This is a genomic window from Solemya velesiana gill symbiont, assembly GCF_002020805.1.
In the GTDB taxonomy this organism is placed as follows: Bacteria; Pseudomonadota; Gammaproteobacteria; order Chromatiales; family Chromatiaceae; genus Sedimenticola_A.
In genome coordinates this window covers 1-15,418 of sequence record NZ_MPRJ01000019.1, presented here as the reverse complement: position 1 = coordinate 15,418, position 15,418 = coordinate 1, and the positions used below count along the sequence as shown (strand labels likewise).

At 57.0% G+C, this 15,418-nt stretch carries 10 protein-coding genes and 1 riboswitch; of the genes, 4 read left to right on the top strand and 6 right to left on the bottom strand.

Annotated elements, in window-relative coordinates; genetic code table 11:
* Positions 1-283: 283 nt before the first annotated feature.
* Complete coding sequence (locus BOW53_RS04270; RefSeq protein WP_078486275.1) at positions 284-838, bottom strand: thioredoxin family protein; 555 nt, start codon at positions 836-838, stop codon at positions 284-286.
* Between the two features lie 348 nt (positions 839-1,186).
* On the opposite strand from BOW53_RS04270, the gene metK reads away from it, so the two are divergent.
* The 4 genes from metK (at position 1,187) to BOW53_RS04250 (ending at position 5,721) form a co-directional block, all read left to right on the top strand.
* Positions 1,187-2,359 carry a methionine adenosyltransferase gene (gene metK / locus BOW53_RS04265; protein ID WP_172838760.1) on the top strand — a complete coding sequence of 391 codons (1,173 nt, stop codon included), beginning with the start codon at positions 1,187-1,189 and terminating at the stop codon, positions 2,357-2,359.
* A gap of 93 nt (positions 2,360-2,452) precedes the next feature.
* Positions 2,453-2,533, top strand: a riboswitch (S-adenosyl-L-homocysteine riboswitch).
* A 14-nt stretch (positions 2,534-2,547) separates the two neighbouring features.
* On the top strand, positions 2,548-3,963 hold the full coding sequence (ahcY, locus tag BOW53_RS04260) for an adenosylhomocysteinase (protein WP_078486273.1): 1,416 nt from the start codon (positions 2,548-2,550) through the stop codon (positions 3,961-3,963).
* A gap of 128 nt (positions 3,964-4,091) precedes the next feature.
* A complete protein-coding gene (metF, locus tag BOW53_RS04255) occupies positions 4,092-4,943 on the top strand; it encodes a methylenetetrahydrofolate reductase [NAD(P)H] (RefSeq protein WP_078486272.1) in 852 nt (283 codons plus the stop codon).
* A gap of 46 nt (positions 4,944-4,989) precedes the next feature.
* Positions 4,990-5,721: a 16S rRNA (uracil(1498)-N(3))-methyltransferase gene (locus BOW53_RS04250; RefSeq protein ID WP_078486271.1), complete on the top strand. Its 732-nt coding sequence runs from the start codon at positions 4,990-4,992 to the stop codon at positions 5,719-5,721.
* A gap of 31 nt (positions 5,722-5,752) precedes the next feature.
* On the opposite strand, the gene BOW53_RS04245 is transcribed toward BOW53_RS04250, so the two are convergent.
* From BOW53_RS04245 to BOW53_RS04225, 5 genes are all read right to left on the bottom strand, one after another.
* Entirely contained in the window at positions 5,753-6,217 is a 465-nt protein-coding gene (locus BOW53_RS04245; protein WP_078486270.1) for a chemotaxis protein CheW, read from the bottom strand.
* Positions 6,214-12,090 (bottom strand): hybrid sensor histidine kinase/response regulator, encoded by a 5,877-nt coding sequence (locus tag BOW53_RS04240; RefSeq protein WP_078486269.1) that lies wholly within the window; start codon positions 12,088-12,090, stop codon positions 6,214-6,216. Before BOW53_RS04240 ends, BOW53_RS04245 begins: the two co-directional genes overlap by 4 nt.
* Before the next feature lie 89 nt (positions 12,091-12,179).
* Positions 12,180-14,216 carry a methyl-accepting chemotaxis protein gene (locus tag BOW53_RS04235; protein WP_078486268.1) on the bottom strand — a complete coding sequence of 679 codons (2,037 nt, stop codon included), beginning with the start codon at positions 14,214-14,216 and terminating at the stop codon, positions 12,180-12,182.
* An 81-nt stretch (positions 14,217-14,297) separates the two neighbouring features.
* On the bottom strand, positions 14,298-14,843 hold the full coding sequence (locus BOW53_RS04230; RefSeq protein ID WP_078486267.1) for a chemotaxis protein CheW: 546 nt from the start codon (positions 14,841-14,843) through the stop codon (positions 14,298-14,300).
* Positions 14,844-14,851: 8 nt separating this feature from the next.
* Complete coding sequence (locus BOW53_RS04225; RefSeq protein ID WP_135606997.1) at positions 14,852-15,217, bottom strand: response regulator transcription factor; 366 nt, start codon at positions 15,215-15,217, stop codon at positions 14,852-14,854.
* Positions 15,218-15,418 lie beyond the last annotated feature (201 nt).

Below are 15,418 nucleotides of genomic sequence, written 5' to 3'. Positions count from 1 at the left end.
CTGCCCAAAAATCGAAGGCGCCCCGTCTCTTGGACCCGTTGCGAGCAACAGGTCTACTGTTTAACCCCGTTTGGGAGACGCCGGCTGGAGATGTCCATGACCTTGAGGTGCGACTTGCCACCTGGAGGAGAAATCGAAACTTCAGCCTCCGCCAGGATTCTCATCCGTAAAACGCTTATTTTGCCCCTTTCGCCACTTCCGGAGCAAGCCAACTGGCTTTATGGGGCATAAAAAATACCGATGCCATATTACAGGGGGAGGATTACCGCCTGTTTACGGCACTTCAGTCCCTCCACTTGATGGAACAGCCCATGCTGGGGATCTGCACAGCCGGACCCCGGCCGGTCTCGGCAACCTGCTTCATGGCTTCAAACAGGTCGCGCCGCACGCCTTCCGGTGCGGCCTCCTTGCGGCTCTCGTCCAAGCGTCCACGGTACTGCAGTCCCAAATCAGCGTTGTAGCCGAAAAAATCGGGGGTGCAGACAGCGCCATAGGCCTTGGCCACCTCCTGGCTCTCGTCCAGCAGGTATGGGAAGGGGTAACCGAACTCATCGGCCACCCGAACCATATTCTCGAAGGAGTCCTCTTCATACTCGGCGGGATCATTGGACATGATCGCCACGCTGTTGATACCCAGCTCTTTGAGCGCCAGGGTATCGCGCACCAACCGTTCGTGGATCGCCTTCACGTAAGGGCAGTGATTGCAGATGAACATCACCAGCAGCCCATTGGGACCAGCGCAATCCTGCAGGCTCCAGGTCTTGCCGTCTACGCCGGGAAGCGTGAAATCCACAGCGGGCTTATCAAATTCGCAAACCGGGGTTTCCAGTGACACCATGGTCGCGACTCCTTTTCTTATATTCAACCAGCGGGCCATTTTGTCATAAGTAATCAGTAATGCGCCCCGCTTTATTTATCCGATTTTCTTATTCAAACGGTAAATATAACTGATTCGTTTCCAATGAATCTCATAATTTTTCCAGCTTTTTAGAACAATCTGTTCTAAATACATGCATTTCCCGTACGATATTGACAATTTGACAGGTTACCGGATAATGCCAACTGCGCCGATTTGAAATCAGATTGCGGGCGCGTTACAAATGCGGCTAAAGCGAACCCCGAATCGAATAACGGAAACCCGCCTTAGCTCGCGCTTGGCGGGTTTTTTAATGGAAAACAAATAATTATGAGCGATTACATCTTCACTTCCGAGTCAGTTTCCGAAGGCCACCCGGATAAGATGGCGGACCAGATCTCCGATGCTATCCTGGACAAAATAATAGAGCTCGACCCCCATCCCGAGCTCGCGCGCGTCGCCTGCGAGACCATGGTCAAGACCGGTGCAGTTATCGTTGCCGGCGAGATCACCACCAACGCCTGGGTCGATCTCGAAGAGGTCATTCGCGAGGTGGTCTGTGACATCGGTTACACCAATTCGGACATCGGCTTCGACGGCAACACCTGCGCCGTGATGTCCCTGATCGGCAAGCAATCCGGCGATATCGCCATGGGGGTCGACCGCAAAGCCCCCGAAGAGCAGGGCGCCGGAGACCAGGGCCTGATGTTCGGCTACGCCACCAACGAGACCGACGTACTGATGCCCGCCCCCATAACCTACGCCCACCGCCTGGTGCAGCGTCAGTCCGAGATGCGCAAGGAGCACATCCTGCCCTGGCTGCGCCCGGACGCCAAGAGCCAGGTGACCCTGCGCTATGAGAACGGTGTCGTCACCGGCATCGACGCCGTTGCACTCTCCACCCAGCACGATCCCGACATCGAGTACAACCACCTGCGTGAGGCGGTAATGGAGAACATCATCCAGCCTGTACTGCCCAAAGAGTGGCTGGACAAGTGCCCCCAGGAGAAGATCCATATCAATCCCACGGGCTCCTTCATCATCGGCGGTCCCGTGGGAGACTGCGGCCTGACCGGGCGCAAGATCATTGTCGACACCTACGGTGGCGCAGCTCGCCACGGTGGCGGCGCCTTCTCCGGCAAGGACCCCTCAAAAGTGGACCGCTCCGCCGCATACGCCGGCCGCTACGTGGCCAAGAACATCGTCGCCGCCGGCCTGGCGGACCGCTGCGAGATCCAGGTCTCCTATGCCATCGGCGTGGCCGAACCGACCTCCATCTCCATCGAGACCTTCGGTACCGCCAAGGTGGCAGAGGACAAGATCGCGGAGATCGTACGTGAGCACTTCGACCTGCGCCCCTATGGCATCCTGCGAATGCTTGACCTGGTCAAGCCGATTTACCGCAAGACGGCGGCCTATGGCCATTTCGGTCGTGAAGAACCTGAATTCACATGGGAGAGCACCGATAAGGCCGCTGCCCTCAAAGACGCCGCAGGACTGTAAAAAAGGGACGCAGAGTGCACTGCTTGGCGCACTCTGCGTTCTATCTGGATATTTAAGCCAAACTGCTTATACTACGCACCTAATCACACCACCCTCACCGAGGAGCGCTGCAACAGGCTTGACCTGCCAGGCTCGGGAGGCTATCCAAACATTTTGCAACGGCGCTCAGTTTTTTCGGAGACTGAACTATGAATGCCGTTGTGAACAACGATTTCGCCGATTACAAGGTTGCCGACCTCTCCCTGGCCAACTGGGGCCGCAAGGAGATAGCCATCGCCAACACCGAGATGCCCGGCTTGATGGCCCTGCAGGAAAAGTATGGCGAAGAGAAGCCCCTGAAGGGTGCCCGCATTGCCGGCAGCCTGCACATGACTATCCAGACCGCAGTGCTGATCGAGACCCTGGTCGCCCTGGGCGCCGAGGTACGCTGGGCCTCGTGCAACATCTTCTCAACCCAGGACCACGCTGCTGCAGCCATCGCCGCACAGAACATCCCGGTTTACGCCTACAAGGGCGAAAGCCTGGAAGAGTACTGGGCCTATACCCACAAGATCATGGAGTGGGCCGATGACGGCACCCCGAACATGATTCTCGACGATGGTGGTGACGCCACCCTGCTGATCAATCTCGGCGCCAAGGCCGAGCAGGACATTAGTGTGCTGGACAACCCGACCAGCGAAGAGGAAGAAGTACTCTACGCCGCCATCAAGGCGCGCCTGGCAGAGCAGCCGGGCTGGTACTCGAACATTCTGAAGAACATCCAGGGTGTCACCGAAGAGACCACCACCGGCGTTCACCGCCTCTACCAGATGCAGGAGAGTAGCGAACTGCCCTTCCCCGCCATCAATGTCAACGACTCGGTCACCAAGTCCAAGTTCGACAACCTCTACGGCTGCCGCGAATCCCTGATGGATGGCATCAAGCGCGCTACCGATGTGATGGTGGCCGGCAAGATTGCCTTGGTACTCGGTTACGGCGACGTGGGCAAGGGTTGCGCCCAGTCCTTCCGCGGCCTCGGCGCCACGGTATGGGTTACCGAGGTCGATCCCATCTGCGCCCTGCAGGCGGCTATGGAAGGTTACCGCGTAGTGACCATGGAAGAGGCTGCTCCCCTGGCAGACATCTTCGTCACCGCCACCGGCAACTTCCACGTCATCACCCATGACCACATGGCGGCCATGAAGGACCAGTCCATCGTCTGCAACATCGGCCACTTCGACAACGAAATCGATGTTGCCAGCCTGGATAAATACAATTGGGAGAACATCAAGCCCCAGGTGGACCACATCATCTTCCCTGACGGCAAGCGCATCATCCTGCTGACCGAGGGACGCCTGGTGAACCTGGGCTGCGCCACCGGCCACCCCAGCTTCGTGATGTCCAACTCCTTTACCAACCAGGTGCTGGCCCAGATGGAGCTGTTCGTCCGCGGCGACAACTACGAAAACAAGGTCTACATGCTGCCAAAGCATCTGGACGAAGAGGTTGCCCGACTGCACCTGGCCAAGATCAACGCCAACCTGAGCACCCTTAGCCAGGAACAAGCCGACTACATCGGCGTACCGGTGGAAGGCCCCTACAAGCCCAACCACTACCGCTACTGATCTGCCCGAGAGGTGTAGGAGCACAGAGGACGCAAAGGCGCTCAGAAAACTCTGAGTTAAATGGGTGATGCACATCGCGTGACACCACCACCCATCTCTGCGAACTCTGTGCTTTTTGAACAAAGACTATGGATTCACAAAAGAAATTCGAGAAGACCTTCAGCTTCGAGCTGTTTCCGCCCAAGACCGAGGCGGGTATGGAGAAGCTTCAGGCCAATGTGAAAGAACTGGCGGCGGTCAACCCACTCTATTTCTCCGTCACCTATGGCGCGGGCGGCTCTACCCAGGAGCGCACGTTTCAGAGCGTCGAGTGGTTGGTCTCACAGAAGCTGGATACCGCACCCCATCTCTCCTGTATCGGCAGCAGCCGGGAGGAGATCATCGAGATCCTTGAGCATTACAAGAGCCAGGGAATCCACCGTGTCGTCGCCCTGCGGGGTGACCTGCCATCCGGGGCGGGGCTCGGTGGCATCGGCGACCTCAACTATGCCAATGAACTGGTCACCCTTATCCGTGAAACCTTCGGCGATCACTTCCATATCGAGGTGGCAGCCTATCCCGAGTTTCATCCCCAGGCACCCAGTGCCGAGGCGGATATACTCAACTTCAAGCGCAAGGTGGACGCCGGTGCCAACGCAGCAATCACCCAGTACTTCTACAATCCGGACGCCTATTACCGGTTTGTGGACAGTTGCGAAAAGCTTGGCGTCGACATCCCGATCGTTCCGGGCATCATGCCGATCACCAACTACACCAACCTGATCCGGTTTTCCGATGCCTGCGGCGCCGAGATACCCCGCTGGATAAGAAAGCGACTGGAGGGCTACGGGGACGATATCGCAAGCATCAAGGCCTTCGGCATCGAGGTGGTGTCAGCCATGTGCGACACTCTGTTGCGGCACGATGCCCCTGGGCTGCACTTCTACACCATGAACCAGTCCGAGCCTGCACTGAAGATCTGGAAAAACCTGGGACTCTGACCCGGCGTCGGGCTGTATCCTGATAACCGAGTGAAGCCAGCGTACGATGGGAGAACACCGGATCTATACCCAGCTACCCCTGGCCGCAGGTGATGTGGTATCCCTCGAAGAGGGCCCACCACATCACCTGCTCAAGGTACTGCGACTGAAACCGGGAGCTGAGTTGACCCTGTTCAATGGCAACGGTTGTGATTATGGCGCACGCATTATCGACGCCGGCAAGCGCTCGGCCCAGGTAGAGATACTGGACCAGGGCGTGGAGGAAGCAACCCCGGCCCTGCGCATCAGCCTCGGCATCGGAATTTCCAAAGGCGAACGCATGGACTTTGCCGTGCAGAAAGCCGTGGAGCTTGGGGTAAGCGAGATAACCCCCCTGATTACAGAGCGGTGCGTGGTCCGCCTCTCAAGGGAGCGCATGCATAAACGCTGCAACCACTGGCGGCAAGTGGCGATATCCGCATGCGAGCAGTCAGGCAGGCGCCGTGTCCCGTTGGTAATCGACCCCATGGAACTGGATGACTGGATCGAATCCTCTGACAGCACGCCGGGCCTGCTCCTGGAGCATCGCTCGGAGCGGGTCATAGGACAGTTGCCTGCTCCCGGTACAGGCATTCGGCTGCTGGTCGGTCCGGAAGGGGGGCTTTCGGAAGAGGAACGGACGTTTGCCCTGCGACACCGGTTTACCGGCGTGCAGTTAGGCCCGAGAGTACTGCGCACAGAGACCGCCCCCCTGGCAGCCATCGCTGCAATTCAGACCCTGTGGGGAGATTTTCGTTAGGAAAATCGAGGGGGTATGGGCGCGAAGTCGCCTATTCGAGCACGTCGCCCAGGGCCATATCCAGGGCATCCAGGTCCGGAATCCAAGCCTTTTGCCCGGATATCATGACCTCTTCCACAACCATCGACCCGGCATCTTCATCCTGCTCAATGGGAGCCACTGTGTCCCTGGTCACCCTGACCAGGTGAGGAATAGCCTTCAGCAATATACCGATGTAAGGACGATCGGGATTGCCGTTGAGGGTGTTGCAGATCGCAATGCGCGCACGATGCTCGGGAGGCTCAATCGCAGAGCCGGCAATCGTCTCGAAAGATACCAGGGGTACTCCCTGCTGACGCCATGAGAAAGTACCCAGCAACCAGGCAGGAGCATCCTCGTTTCTTGATTCAGGCGGGGTATAACCGACAACTTCGGTCACGGTAGCGTTGGGCAACAACAGCTGCCCCGTCTGCAGAGGCAGGAGCACACCACGAATCTCACTTGGGACCTTACTCATTTGGCCTCCTCAGACAACACAGAATTGATATTGTCCAGCAGATCGCTCTCCTGGTAGGGCTTACCGAGGTAGCGTTTAACACCCAGTTCCATTGCCAGGGTTCTGTGTTTGTCACCGGTACGGGAGGTGATCATGATAATCGGAATGTCGCGCAGCTCTTCCGAGTTACGCATGTGCCTGGCGAGCTCGTAACCGTCCATGCGCGGCATCTCAATATCCAGCAGCATGATATCCGGACGGTGATCCTGCAGCTGTGCCACCGCATCCACACCATCCTTTGCCGTCACCACGTGCATACCGTGACGCTCGAGCAGACGGCCGGTGACCTTGCGCACCGTAATGGAGTCATCCACCACCATGACCATGCGCCCGAATCCGGGTTCATGCTCTTCTTCAACCACTTCGACAGGCGTAACCGCGGTGTGAGCAACATCCATGCGTACCAATGCGGTTACGTCGAGAATCAGGGCAACTCGACCATCACCGAGGATTGTGCCGCCGGAAATCCAGCGTACGGTACTGAGCTGCAGGCCTACCGACTTGACCACGATCTGGCGGTTACCCATCAGGTTATCCACCTGCAGGGCGACGCGATGCTCACCGGCCCGTATCAGGAGCAGCGGATACCACTTGCGCTGTTCCGAGAGTTGAAGCTGACCCACACCGAGCAGGCTCCCGAGGTAACGGACCTGGTAATCCTGGCCGGCATATGAGTAGTGCTTCTGCTCACCCCTGTAGCAGGCTTGTAACTCCTGGTAGGTGGCCCGCACCACACCCTCGATGTTGGAGTGGGGAATGGCATACACTTCGTTCTCGAGCTCCACCATCAGGGCATCAGAGATAGCCAGGGTAAGGGGGAGGCGAATGATGAAGCTGGTACCCTGGCCCGGCTGGGACTGAATATCCAGTGAACCGCCAAGCTGTTTGACCTCGCTGACCACAACATCGAGACCAACGCCGCGACCGGCAATCTGGGTCACCTCGTCCGCCGTACTGAAGCCATGCTCCAGAACAAACTGGAGAACATCGTTATCCGTGACCTTCGCATTGGGATCGAGCATGCCCCGGTCAATCGCTTTTTCCCGGATGGCGTCGATCTTCATGCCACCGCCGTCATCGCCGACGGTCAGCAGCACATCGTTGCCTTCACGCTGGAGCTTGAGTTGGATCCTGCCTGATTCGGATTTACCGGCCTCCACGCGCTTTTCAGGGCGCTCGATACCGTGGGAGACGGCATTTCTGAGAATGTGTTCCAGGGGACCAATCATGCGATCGAGGATACCCCTGTCCAGCTCACCCTCGGCACCTTCCACTTCCAGCAGGGCCTTTTTACCCACGGGATTACAGGTCTGACGAACCACGCGGTGAAGACGCGGCACAAGCTGTGCAAAGGGCACCATACGGGTGCGCAACAGGCCATCCTGAAGGTCCGTGGTCAAACGGGTCTGCTGCAGAAGCAGGGTTTCCGTCTCCCTGTGCTGTTCGGAGAGATAGCCGTTGATATTTGAGAGGTCGTTTACCGTCTCCATCAAGCTTCGCGACAGCTGTTGCATGGTGGAGAAGCGGTCGAGCTCGAGGGGGTCAAAGGATTCGTCGACCTCTATACCCTCTTCCTTGTCTTTCTCGTAACGAAACAGGATCTGCGCTTCGGTCTCGATTTCAAGATGGCGCAGCTGTTCACGCAGACGTTCTACGGTCTGCTCAAGCTCCGAGAGGTTGAATCCCAGGTCACCGTTCTGCTGCTCGATTCGGGCACGGTAGATACTGACCTCACCGGCATTGTTTACCAGCCTGTCCAGCAATTCGGAGTTTACCCTGACCTTCTCACGACCCCTGCTCGGCATGGGCTGGGAAGGCGCGGCAGGTGCACGCTCCTCTGCACCCAGTTCCAGGGCCGGTTCCGCCTCTTCAGCAGGCATCGGCTCGGGCGCTTCCTCAACGGCCTCCGGTATCTCTTCAGTTACCGCTTCGAGCGCCAGTTCCTCGACGATCTCAGCTTCTATAGCCTCTTCCGGCACTTGGGGTTCGGCTTCCGCCTCTGCTGGTTCAGCAATGGCCTGGTCCACGAGAAAGACCTGCTCAAGCCGTCCCACCAGATCATCGGCACGGCGCAGCCGCATGCCATGCCCCAGCTCCTCAACCTGCTCCGCGAGGCGGTCGATAACCTGCTGCGAAAGCTCGAATACCTCTGCCGTAGGCTCGATTCGGGCGTGGTCCACACCCGTGAGGAGAGATTCGAATGCATGACTCAGATCTCCCACAGGCATTGCACCTGACAGGCGGGCCCCGCCTTTCAGGGTGTGCAGGGTGCGCTCAAGTTCGGCAACGGGTTCATTGTCCGTTGGCTGTTGATGCCAGTTCTGAAATGAGTGCTGGGCTGATTCGATCAGTTCCCTGGCCTCTTCCAGGAAGATCTCGAGCAGCTCAGGGCCTGCCTCGATGGTGACATGCTCCTCGTCTTCCTCTACCGCTTGCTCCATCTCCTCAACAGGTTGGAGAGCTTCTGCGGCTTCCGGTTCCGGAATCTCTTCGGCTACGGTCTCTTCTTCTGAAATCTCCGGAAGGGCTTCAGCGACAGGTTCCAGTTCAGCTTCAGGCTGTTCCTCTATAACAGCCTCTGGCTCGAACGCTTCCGCTTCAAACTCGTGGATCTCTTCTGCAACAGGTTCCAGTTCAGCTTCGGGCTGTTCCTCGGCAACCGCTTCCGGAAATTCTGAGACCTCTTCAACGAGTTCGGGCTCAGCTGTTTCCAGCCCGGCTCCAGGCTGATCTTCTACAACCGTCTCCAGCTCAAGCGCTTCTTCGGTAAACCACGCTATCTCTTCCGGCTCGGCAAATGCGACTTCCGGGGCAGCCTCCTCCCCGACAAGTTCACCAATCTCAAACGCTTCACCCGCTTCCAGCGCCTCTTCCGAGAAAGCGGCTTCTTCAGCAGGCGATTCGACCTGCTCCGCCTCGAGCAACCCCTCACCCACCATCAGCTCAGGCATCAATTCGACTTCCCCTGTTTCAGCCTCTACTGCCTCCCATGCGGATGCAGCAGCCTCCTCTTCAGGGGTAACAGCACTCTCCAGGGCCTTGTGGCGGACCTTGATCTCCTCGTGCAACGGTGACCAATCGGGCATTTCAGCGCCCGGCACATTGATCACCCCGAGGAAAGACTCGAACAGTTCGCAACAACGCCGTGTGAGCGAGAGGAAGTCCTCGTCAGCCGAGGTATGGCGGTCTGCCAGCGCATTGACCAATGCCTCCATGTCGGAGCTGATCTCAGCCATGGCATCGAAGTCAGCCATGTGGGCACTGCCATGAAGTGTATGGAGGGCTCGGGAAAGCTCGCCATCGATCCGGCAGGCCAACGGGTTATTGCCGCATGCGGCGACAAAGTCGTGCAGGGTCTTGATGTGTGTATTGGACTCGGTGTCGAAAATCTCGCGCAGTCCTTCGTCCATGGAAATAGGCGGTGCAGCCTCGGCCGGCTCGGCCAACTCCTCTTCCGCCATCTCTGGAGATGGAAACTGCACTACTTCTGCAACCGGCTCCTCAGCTTCGCCGATCTCTTCCGGCGGTGCTTCTTCAGGCTCAGCGGCAGCTGCAGCCGCTTGCTGTGCCTTGCGAGAAGGATCAGCCAGATCGAAGGCCCGCTCCATCATGCTGTTCACATCGACCTGGGGTACGGTTCCCTGCTCCTGGCAGTCGATCAACTCGGGAAGTATCTCAGCGGAATCATCCAGCAGGCTGAGAATATCGGGGGAAACGGATATGGTTTCGTCGATCATCCGGTTGAGCATGTTTTCTATAGACCAGGCGAACTCGCCAATGGTCATGGCACCAACAAGGCGGCCGCTTCCCTTCAAGGTATGGAATGAACGCCTGAAGGTGGACAACGCCTCCTTGTCATCGTGGTCGGCGTGCCAGCGGGGCAGGTATTCCTTGATGACCGCCAACTCTTCACGCGCCTCTTCAATGAAGATATCCAGAATTTCGGGATCGATATCCTCAAGGGGCGGTTTCTCGGCTGATGGTATGGGCTCCGGTACCGCTTCAACGCCTTGTTCCGGCTCGGCGACTCCAGCCTCTTCTGCAACCGGCTCAGCTTCCATTTCAGGCGCAGCAGGCTCTGCGAATTCTTCCTCCGCGAGGAGCGCCTCTTCGAGAACCTCCAGCTCAGGAGCTTCGCGGGTTATGCCCAGCTGTTCAAATGACTGCTTGGCTACATCGAGTATCTCGATGTGAATGCCGCGCCCTTCGGTAACAGCCTCCATGAAATACTCGATACTGGTAACTGCATCTGCAAAAACGTTGAGATCGTCACTGCCAGGAATGGAGGAAGCATCGAGCAGTTGATGTTGCACGTAACCTGACAGGCCATCCAGCAACTGCGCCGGCTCATCCAGGCGGAGAATGCGAAAAGCACCCGCTATGGCCGAGAAACGCTCAGGCACATTGGCCAACAAAACACTCGACTCCGGTGAAGCGATATAGCTGACTATCGCCTCCTTGTTCTTGGCCATATCGATGCTGGCTTCATGGAGCACCGAATCCACCAGGCGGTCAAACTCGCCTTCAGGCAGATCGGGAAGCAGTTCTGCCAGGTCAGGCTGCTTGGCCCAACGCTCATGGCGACGAGCCACCGTAAGATTATCCAGCGATGTCTCGATAAACAGGATATCGGCAGCAAGTGCCATCAACTCCGGATCCTGGGGAGTAGACGAATTGGCCAACACGTCGGCTATCCAGTCGGCCTGGCGCTTGAGACGCTGGCGCAGTTCACCCTGCCCGACCATGCCGAGGGTATCGGCGAGCTTGCGCATGAGTTCCTGGACATTCTCCAGCCTGGCAGCGTCTTCAGTGCCGGTTCGGATGAACAGATCCACGCCATCCTTGATCATGGTGAGGTCAGTGGAAATTGCGCTTCGAACTGAATTGAGAAGATCCTGGGACGGCGCCTGCAGCTCCTCTCGTCCCTCCTCGATATCAGCCTGGCTGACCAGACTGTGATCAAGATCGTAGACAGCCTTTATCTCTGCAACATGTGGATTGCTGGAATCGGCACAAGCGGTGTAGTGGAGAAGGTTCTTCAGCAGATCATTGGCCGGGGCCTCAAAGACAGCCTCCTCGCCATCATCGATAATACGCTTGATCTCCCTGTCCACTTTACCGATCAACAGCTTGGTGGCACTTCCCACCTCGAGGCTGCCGTCTCGCAGCGCGGATGCTACGACCCGGGCGACACGAAACAAGCGCTTCACCTGTTCGGTACCGGCATTCCCTTCCAGCTGTTTGAAGAAGATGTACTCGATTCGACCAAGCCCGCCTTCTACATCCCCACCCCTGAACCAATCCAGCAAGCCACGATGAAACTGGTGCCTGACACCCTTGGTAAAGGCTCCGAGTTCCGGATTCGGCTCACCCTGGAGCGCATCGGTTGCGAGTTTCTGTTCGAGAGCGGGGGCAAACAGTGCGACTTCCGAAAACAGCGAGGCGTCCCGGGTGGCACGAAGTTCGTTGAGGATGGGCAGAATCAGGATCGGCTCGTCCCTTGCACCCGATTCAAGTTTTTCCAGGTAATCCGATAATTGGATCAGGCCAAGCATCAATGCTTCTGCGGCTTCATCCCGTTTTTTCAGGCGATTCTCTTTGAGGGCGATGGCAACCTGCTCCATCTCCTCGGCCAGCATGACGGCACCGTAGATCTGCACCATCTGCAGGGTGCCGAGCACTTGGTGCAAGCGCTGGATACACTCGTCGATAAGCGCCTCGGAGTCGCCTACCTCCTCGAAGTAATCATCGAGAGAGCGCCTAGCGGCCTCCAGTGACGAGTCCAACTCACCCCTGATCCATTTAAGCGTACTGTAGTCTTGAGCGTCGCTCATACCAGATCTTCTGCTCCTGGGGTGCGTTACGCCTATACCCGATAGGTTCCATACACCCGGTCAATCGTTTCCTTACAATAATCTGCCCATTATTCCGGGAGGCGGAAACCGGATACCGACCGCTGCAGTTCATCAGCCAGGTCAGCCAGGGTTCCAATAGCGCCAGCCGTCTGACTGGTACCTTCTGACGTCTGGGTCGTAATTTCCTGAATTACGCTCATGGTATCGTCGATTCGACCCGCTTCAGAGGACTGCACCTGTGCAGATTCTGCCACCTTGGCAATACGTCCTGAGATCTGATTGGATACGGTTTCAATCTCTTGAAGCGCTTCACCCGCATCCTCTGCCAACTGCGCACCGGACACCACTTCGGTGGTGGTAGCTTCCATTGAGCTAACCGCTTCATTGGTATCGGCCTGAATGGTCTTTACCAGTGCTTCAATCTGCTTTGTTGCGTTACCGGAGCGTTCTGCCAGGCGCTGTACCTCGTCCGCAACCACCGCGAAACCGCGACCTGCCTCACCGGCCATTGCCGCCTGCATCGCCGCGTTCAAAGCGAGAATGTTGGTCTGGTCAGCAATATCGTCAATCAGCTCAACGATACCTCCAATCTCCTGGGAACTCTCACCCAGTCGCTTGATTCGTTTTGAAGTTTCCTGGATCTGCTCACGAATGGTATCCATGCCCTGAATGGTTCGGCGTACCGTGTTGGCGCCAGTGCCGGCGATCTCAACCGAGCGCTGGGCAATCTCGGACGATTCTGTAGCGTCATCCGACATCTGGTCGATCGCGCTTGTCATGGTCTTGATGGAGTCCGTGGCATTGGTGATCTGTTCGGCCTGGTGCTCACTCGCCTCAGCCAGATGCATTGCCGTTGCACGGTTTTCCTGTGCAGATGCGGATACCTGTTCAGAAGTCTGGTTAATTGTGGTTACCAGGCTTCGCAGTGCTTCAATTGCGTAGTTGATGGAGTCAGCGATTGCGCCGGTAACGTCCTCGGTTACCGTTGCCGTTACCGTGAGGTCACCATCAGCCAGGTCACCCATCTCATCGAGCAGGCGCAGAATAGCCTGCTGGTTACGTTCGTTCTGGGATTTACTCTCTTCCTCCCGGCGTTTCGCATCCATCAACATGAAGTAACCGAGAAGCAGGAGGAACATGGCTGACAGCGCGCCCAGGATGGCAATCATCACCGGACCGGCCTTGATGCCAAAGACGCTGACACGACCGGGTGACTGACCGTATACCTTCAGCAGGTTATCCGCCTCTTCGTTCACCTTGTCCGATACACTGGTTACCCGGCTCGCAGCCTCCAATGCAGGCAGCACCGCAGGTACAGTCTCGATGATCTCTCCGGCATGGTCGTTGATTGAACTGAAGAGCATGGCCACTTCACGCAGTTTCGTGACTGCCGTGGCATTGGTGATCTTGCTGATCTCCAGGTCCTCACTACCCTGAAGCATGCCGTCGAGTACGCGACCGAACAGGTCCGCATCCCGGCTGAACTGGTCGATTGCCTGGCCACCCACCAGTACCTTGGCCACGTTTTTGTCGATACGCTCTGCCAGCATGAGCTGGCGGGAAGCCGTGGAGATCTGTGCAGGGCTGGCATTCTGCTCAATCAGGATATCAATTACCTCCTGGGACAATGCCTGCAACTGGGGAATAAACTCGGTGATCACATTCACGAATTCACGAACCGAGAGAATGGAGTCCCTGTTGGAGAGAATGTCGTCAGCGTTCTGACGCAACTCCAGCCAGACATCATCCATTTTCTTCAGTTCCACGCGCACTTCCGAAGGGGTAGGCGGCAAATCGATTTTTGGCACACCCCGCTTCAACTCGGTAACTAGCCGCTCAAATCCGTCACGGGATTGACGCAACTGACCGAACGCATCCTTGTCACCGGAGGCCGCCGAGAGAGCGTCCTTCGCGATTCTCTGAGAGATTACCCGTTGTTCTGCAGCACGCAGGAGGTATGCTTCGTCGTTTGCATCCCACTCAGCCACGTGGGCGAATGTCAAAAGCGCCAATACAATTGTAACCAGCAGTCCTACCGATAAAAGAACAACGACCTTATTTCCTGCGAACCCGCCGCCCGCACGTCTTGCAGACCTTCTTGCCATTTCAGTCTATCTCCAGAAAAAACACGCTCTTGCGATTTCTCTATTTTGTCTTGAAAAATACAAATGGTTCTTCGCCGCCAATCAGGCTGCAGCCACCTGAAACCCCGGATTTTCCGCCAACAGCTTGGTACTGAATACCGGCCATGTCTCGTTATCGAGGTTATAAGCGCTCCTGACGTACTGCCGCACTACGCCTGGAAGCATCGGCACCTCGGCACCCTGATCATCCGAGAAATGGCGCATGCCGTGTACATCACCCACTAACAGTCCAACATACAATCCTTCGTGATTGATCACCAGAACGCGAGAGCGCCTTCCGGTTACAATATGTTTCCCCCCGAGAAAAACCTGCAGATCGATGATCGGGAGCAGGTTGCCTCGAATATTTGCGATCCCGACAACCCAGCTCTTGGTGCCTGGAACCCTGGTAATCGAGGCGGGGTAGTTGAGAATCTCGGCAATTTCACCCAGCGGCGCCACGATCCGGGTACCAGCAACGGTACAGAGCACCCCCTCCCAGAACCGCTTCCCTTCATCCTCCTTGGGGAGTCCTTCAGCATGATGCATACTCCTGCGCTCGATTTCGCGCAGCTTGAGTAAAATATCCGCTGGTGTGTTACTTGCCATATCTATCTTCAGTCGCCCAGAACCGTTCGAATCTTTGCCAGGAGTTCAGCCGAAGCGATGGGCTTGACCACGTACTCCTTGGCGCCTTGACGCATACCCCATGCACGGTCCGTCTCCTGATCCTTGGTGGTAACCATGATCACGGGGATATCCGCGGTCTCTGGATCCTTTGTCAGCTGGCGGGTTGCCTGGAAGCCGTTCAGGCCAGGCATCACCACATCCATCAGGATGACATCCGGCTTGGACTGCCGTGCCTCTGCAATTCCGCTTTCACCGTCAGCCGCGGTGATGGCGACATATCCTTCGCCTTCAACAATATTCTTGATGACGTGGGTTTCAGTAGGCGAATCGTCAACGATCAATACCGTGCGCAGGGATCCATCGGCGCCTTGAGCCGTTGAATCCGACTGATCCTCCGTTCCGCCTTTCTTGAAAAAGTTTCTCATAATAGTTGTGCCTTTCTCCGAGAATGCCAGGGGCGGTTTCGGATAATAAGTGCAATTGGTAGTTGAAGGGCCAGCTGGTAGAGTCGGCGCTTCTCCCGACCAAGAGACGAAGCACTTATGAGCTACAAC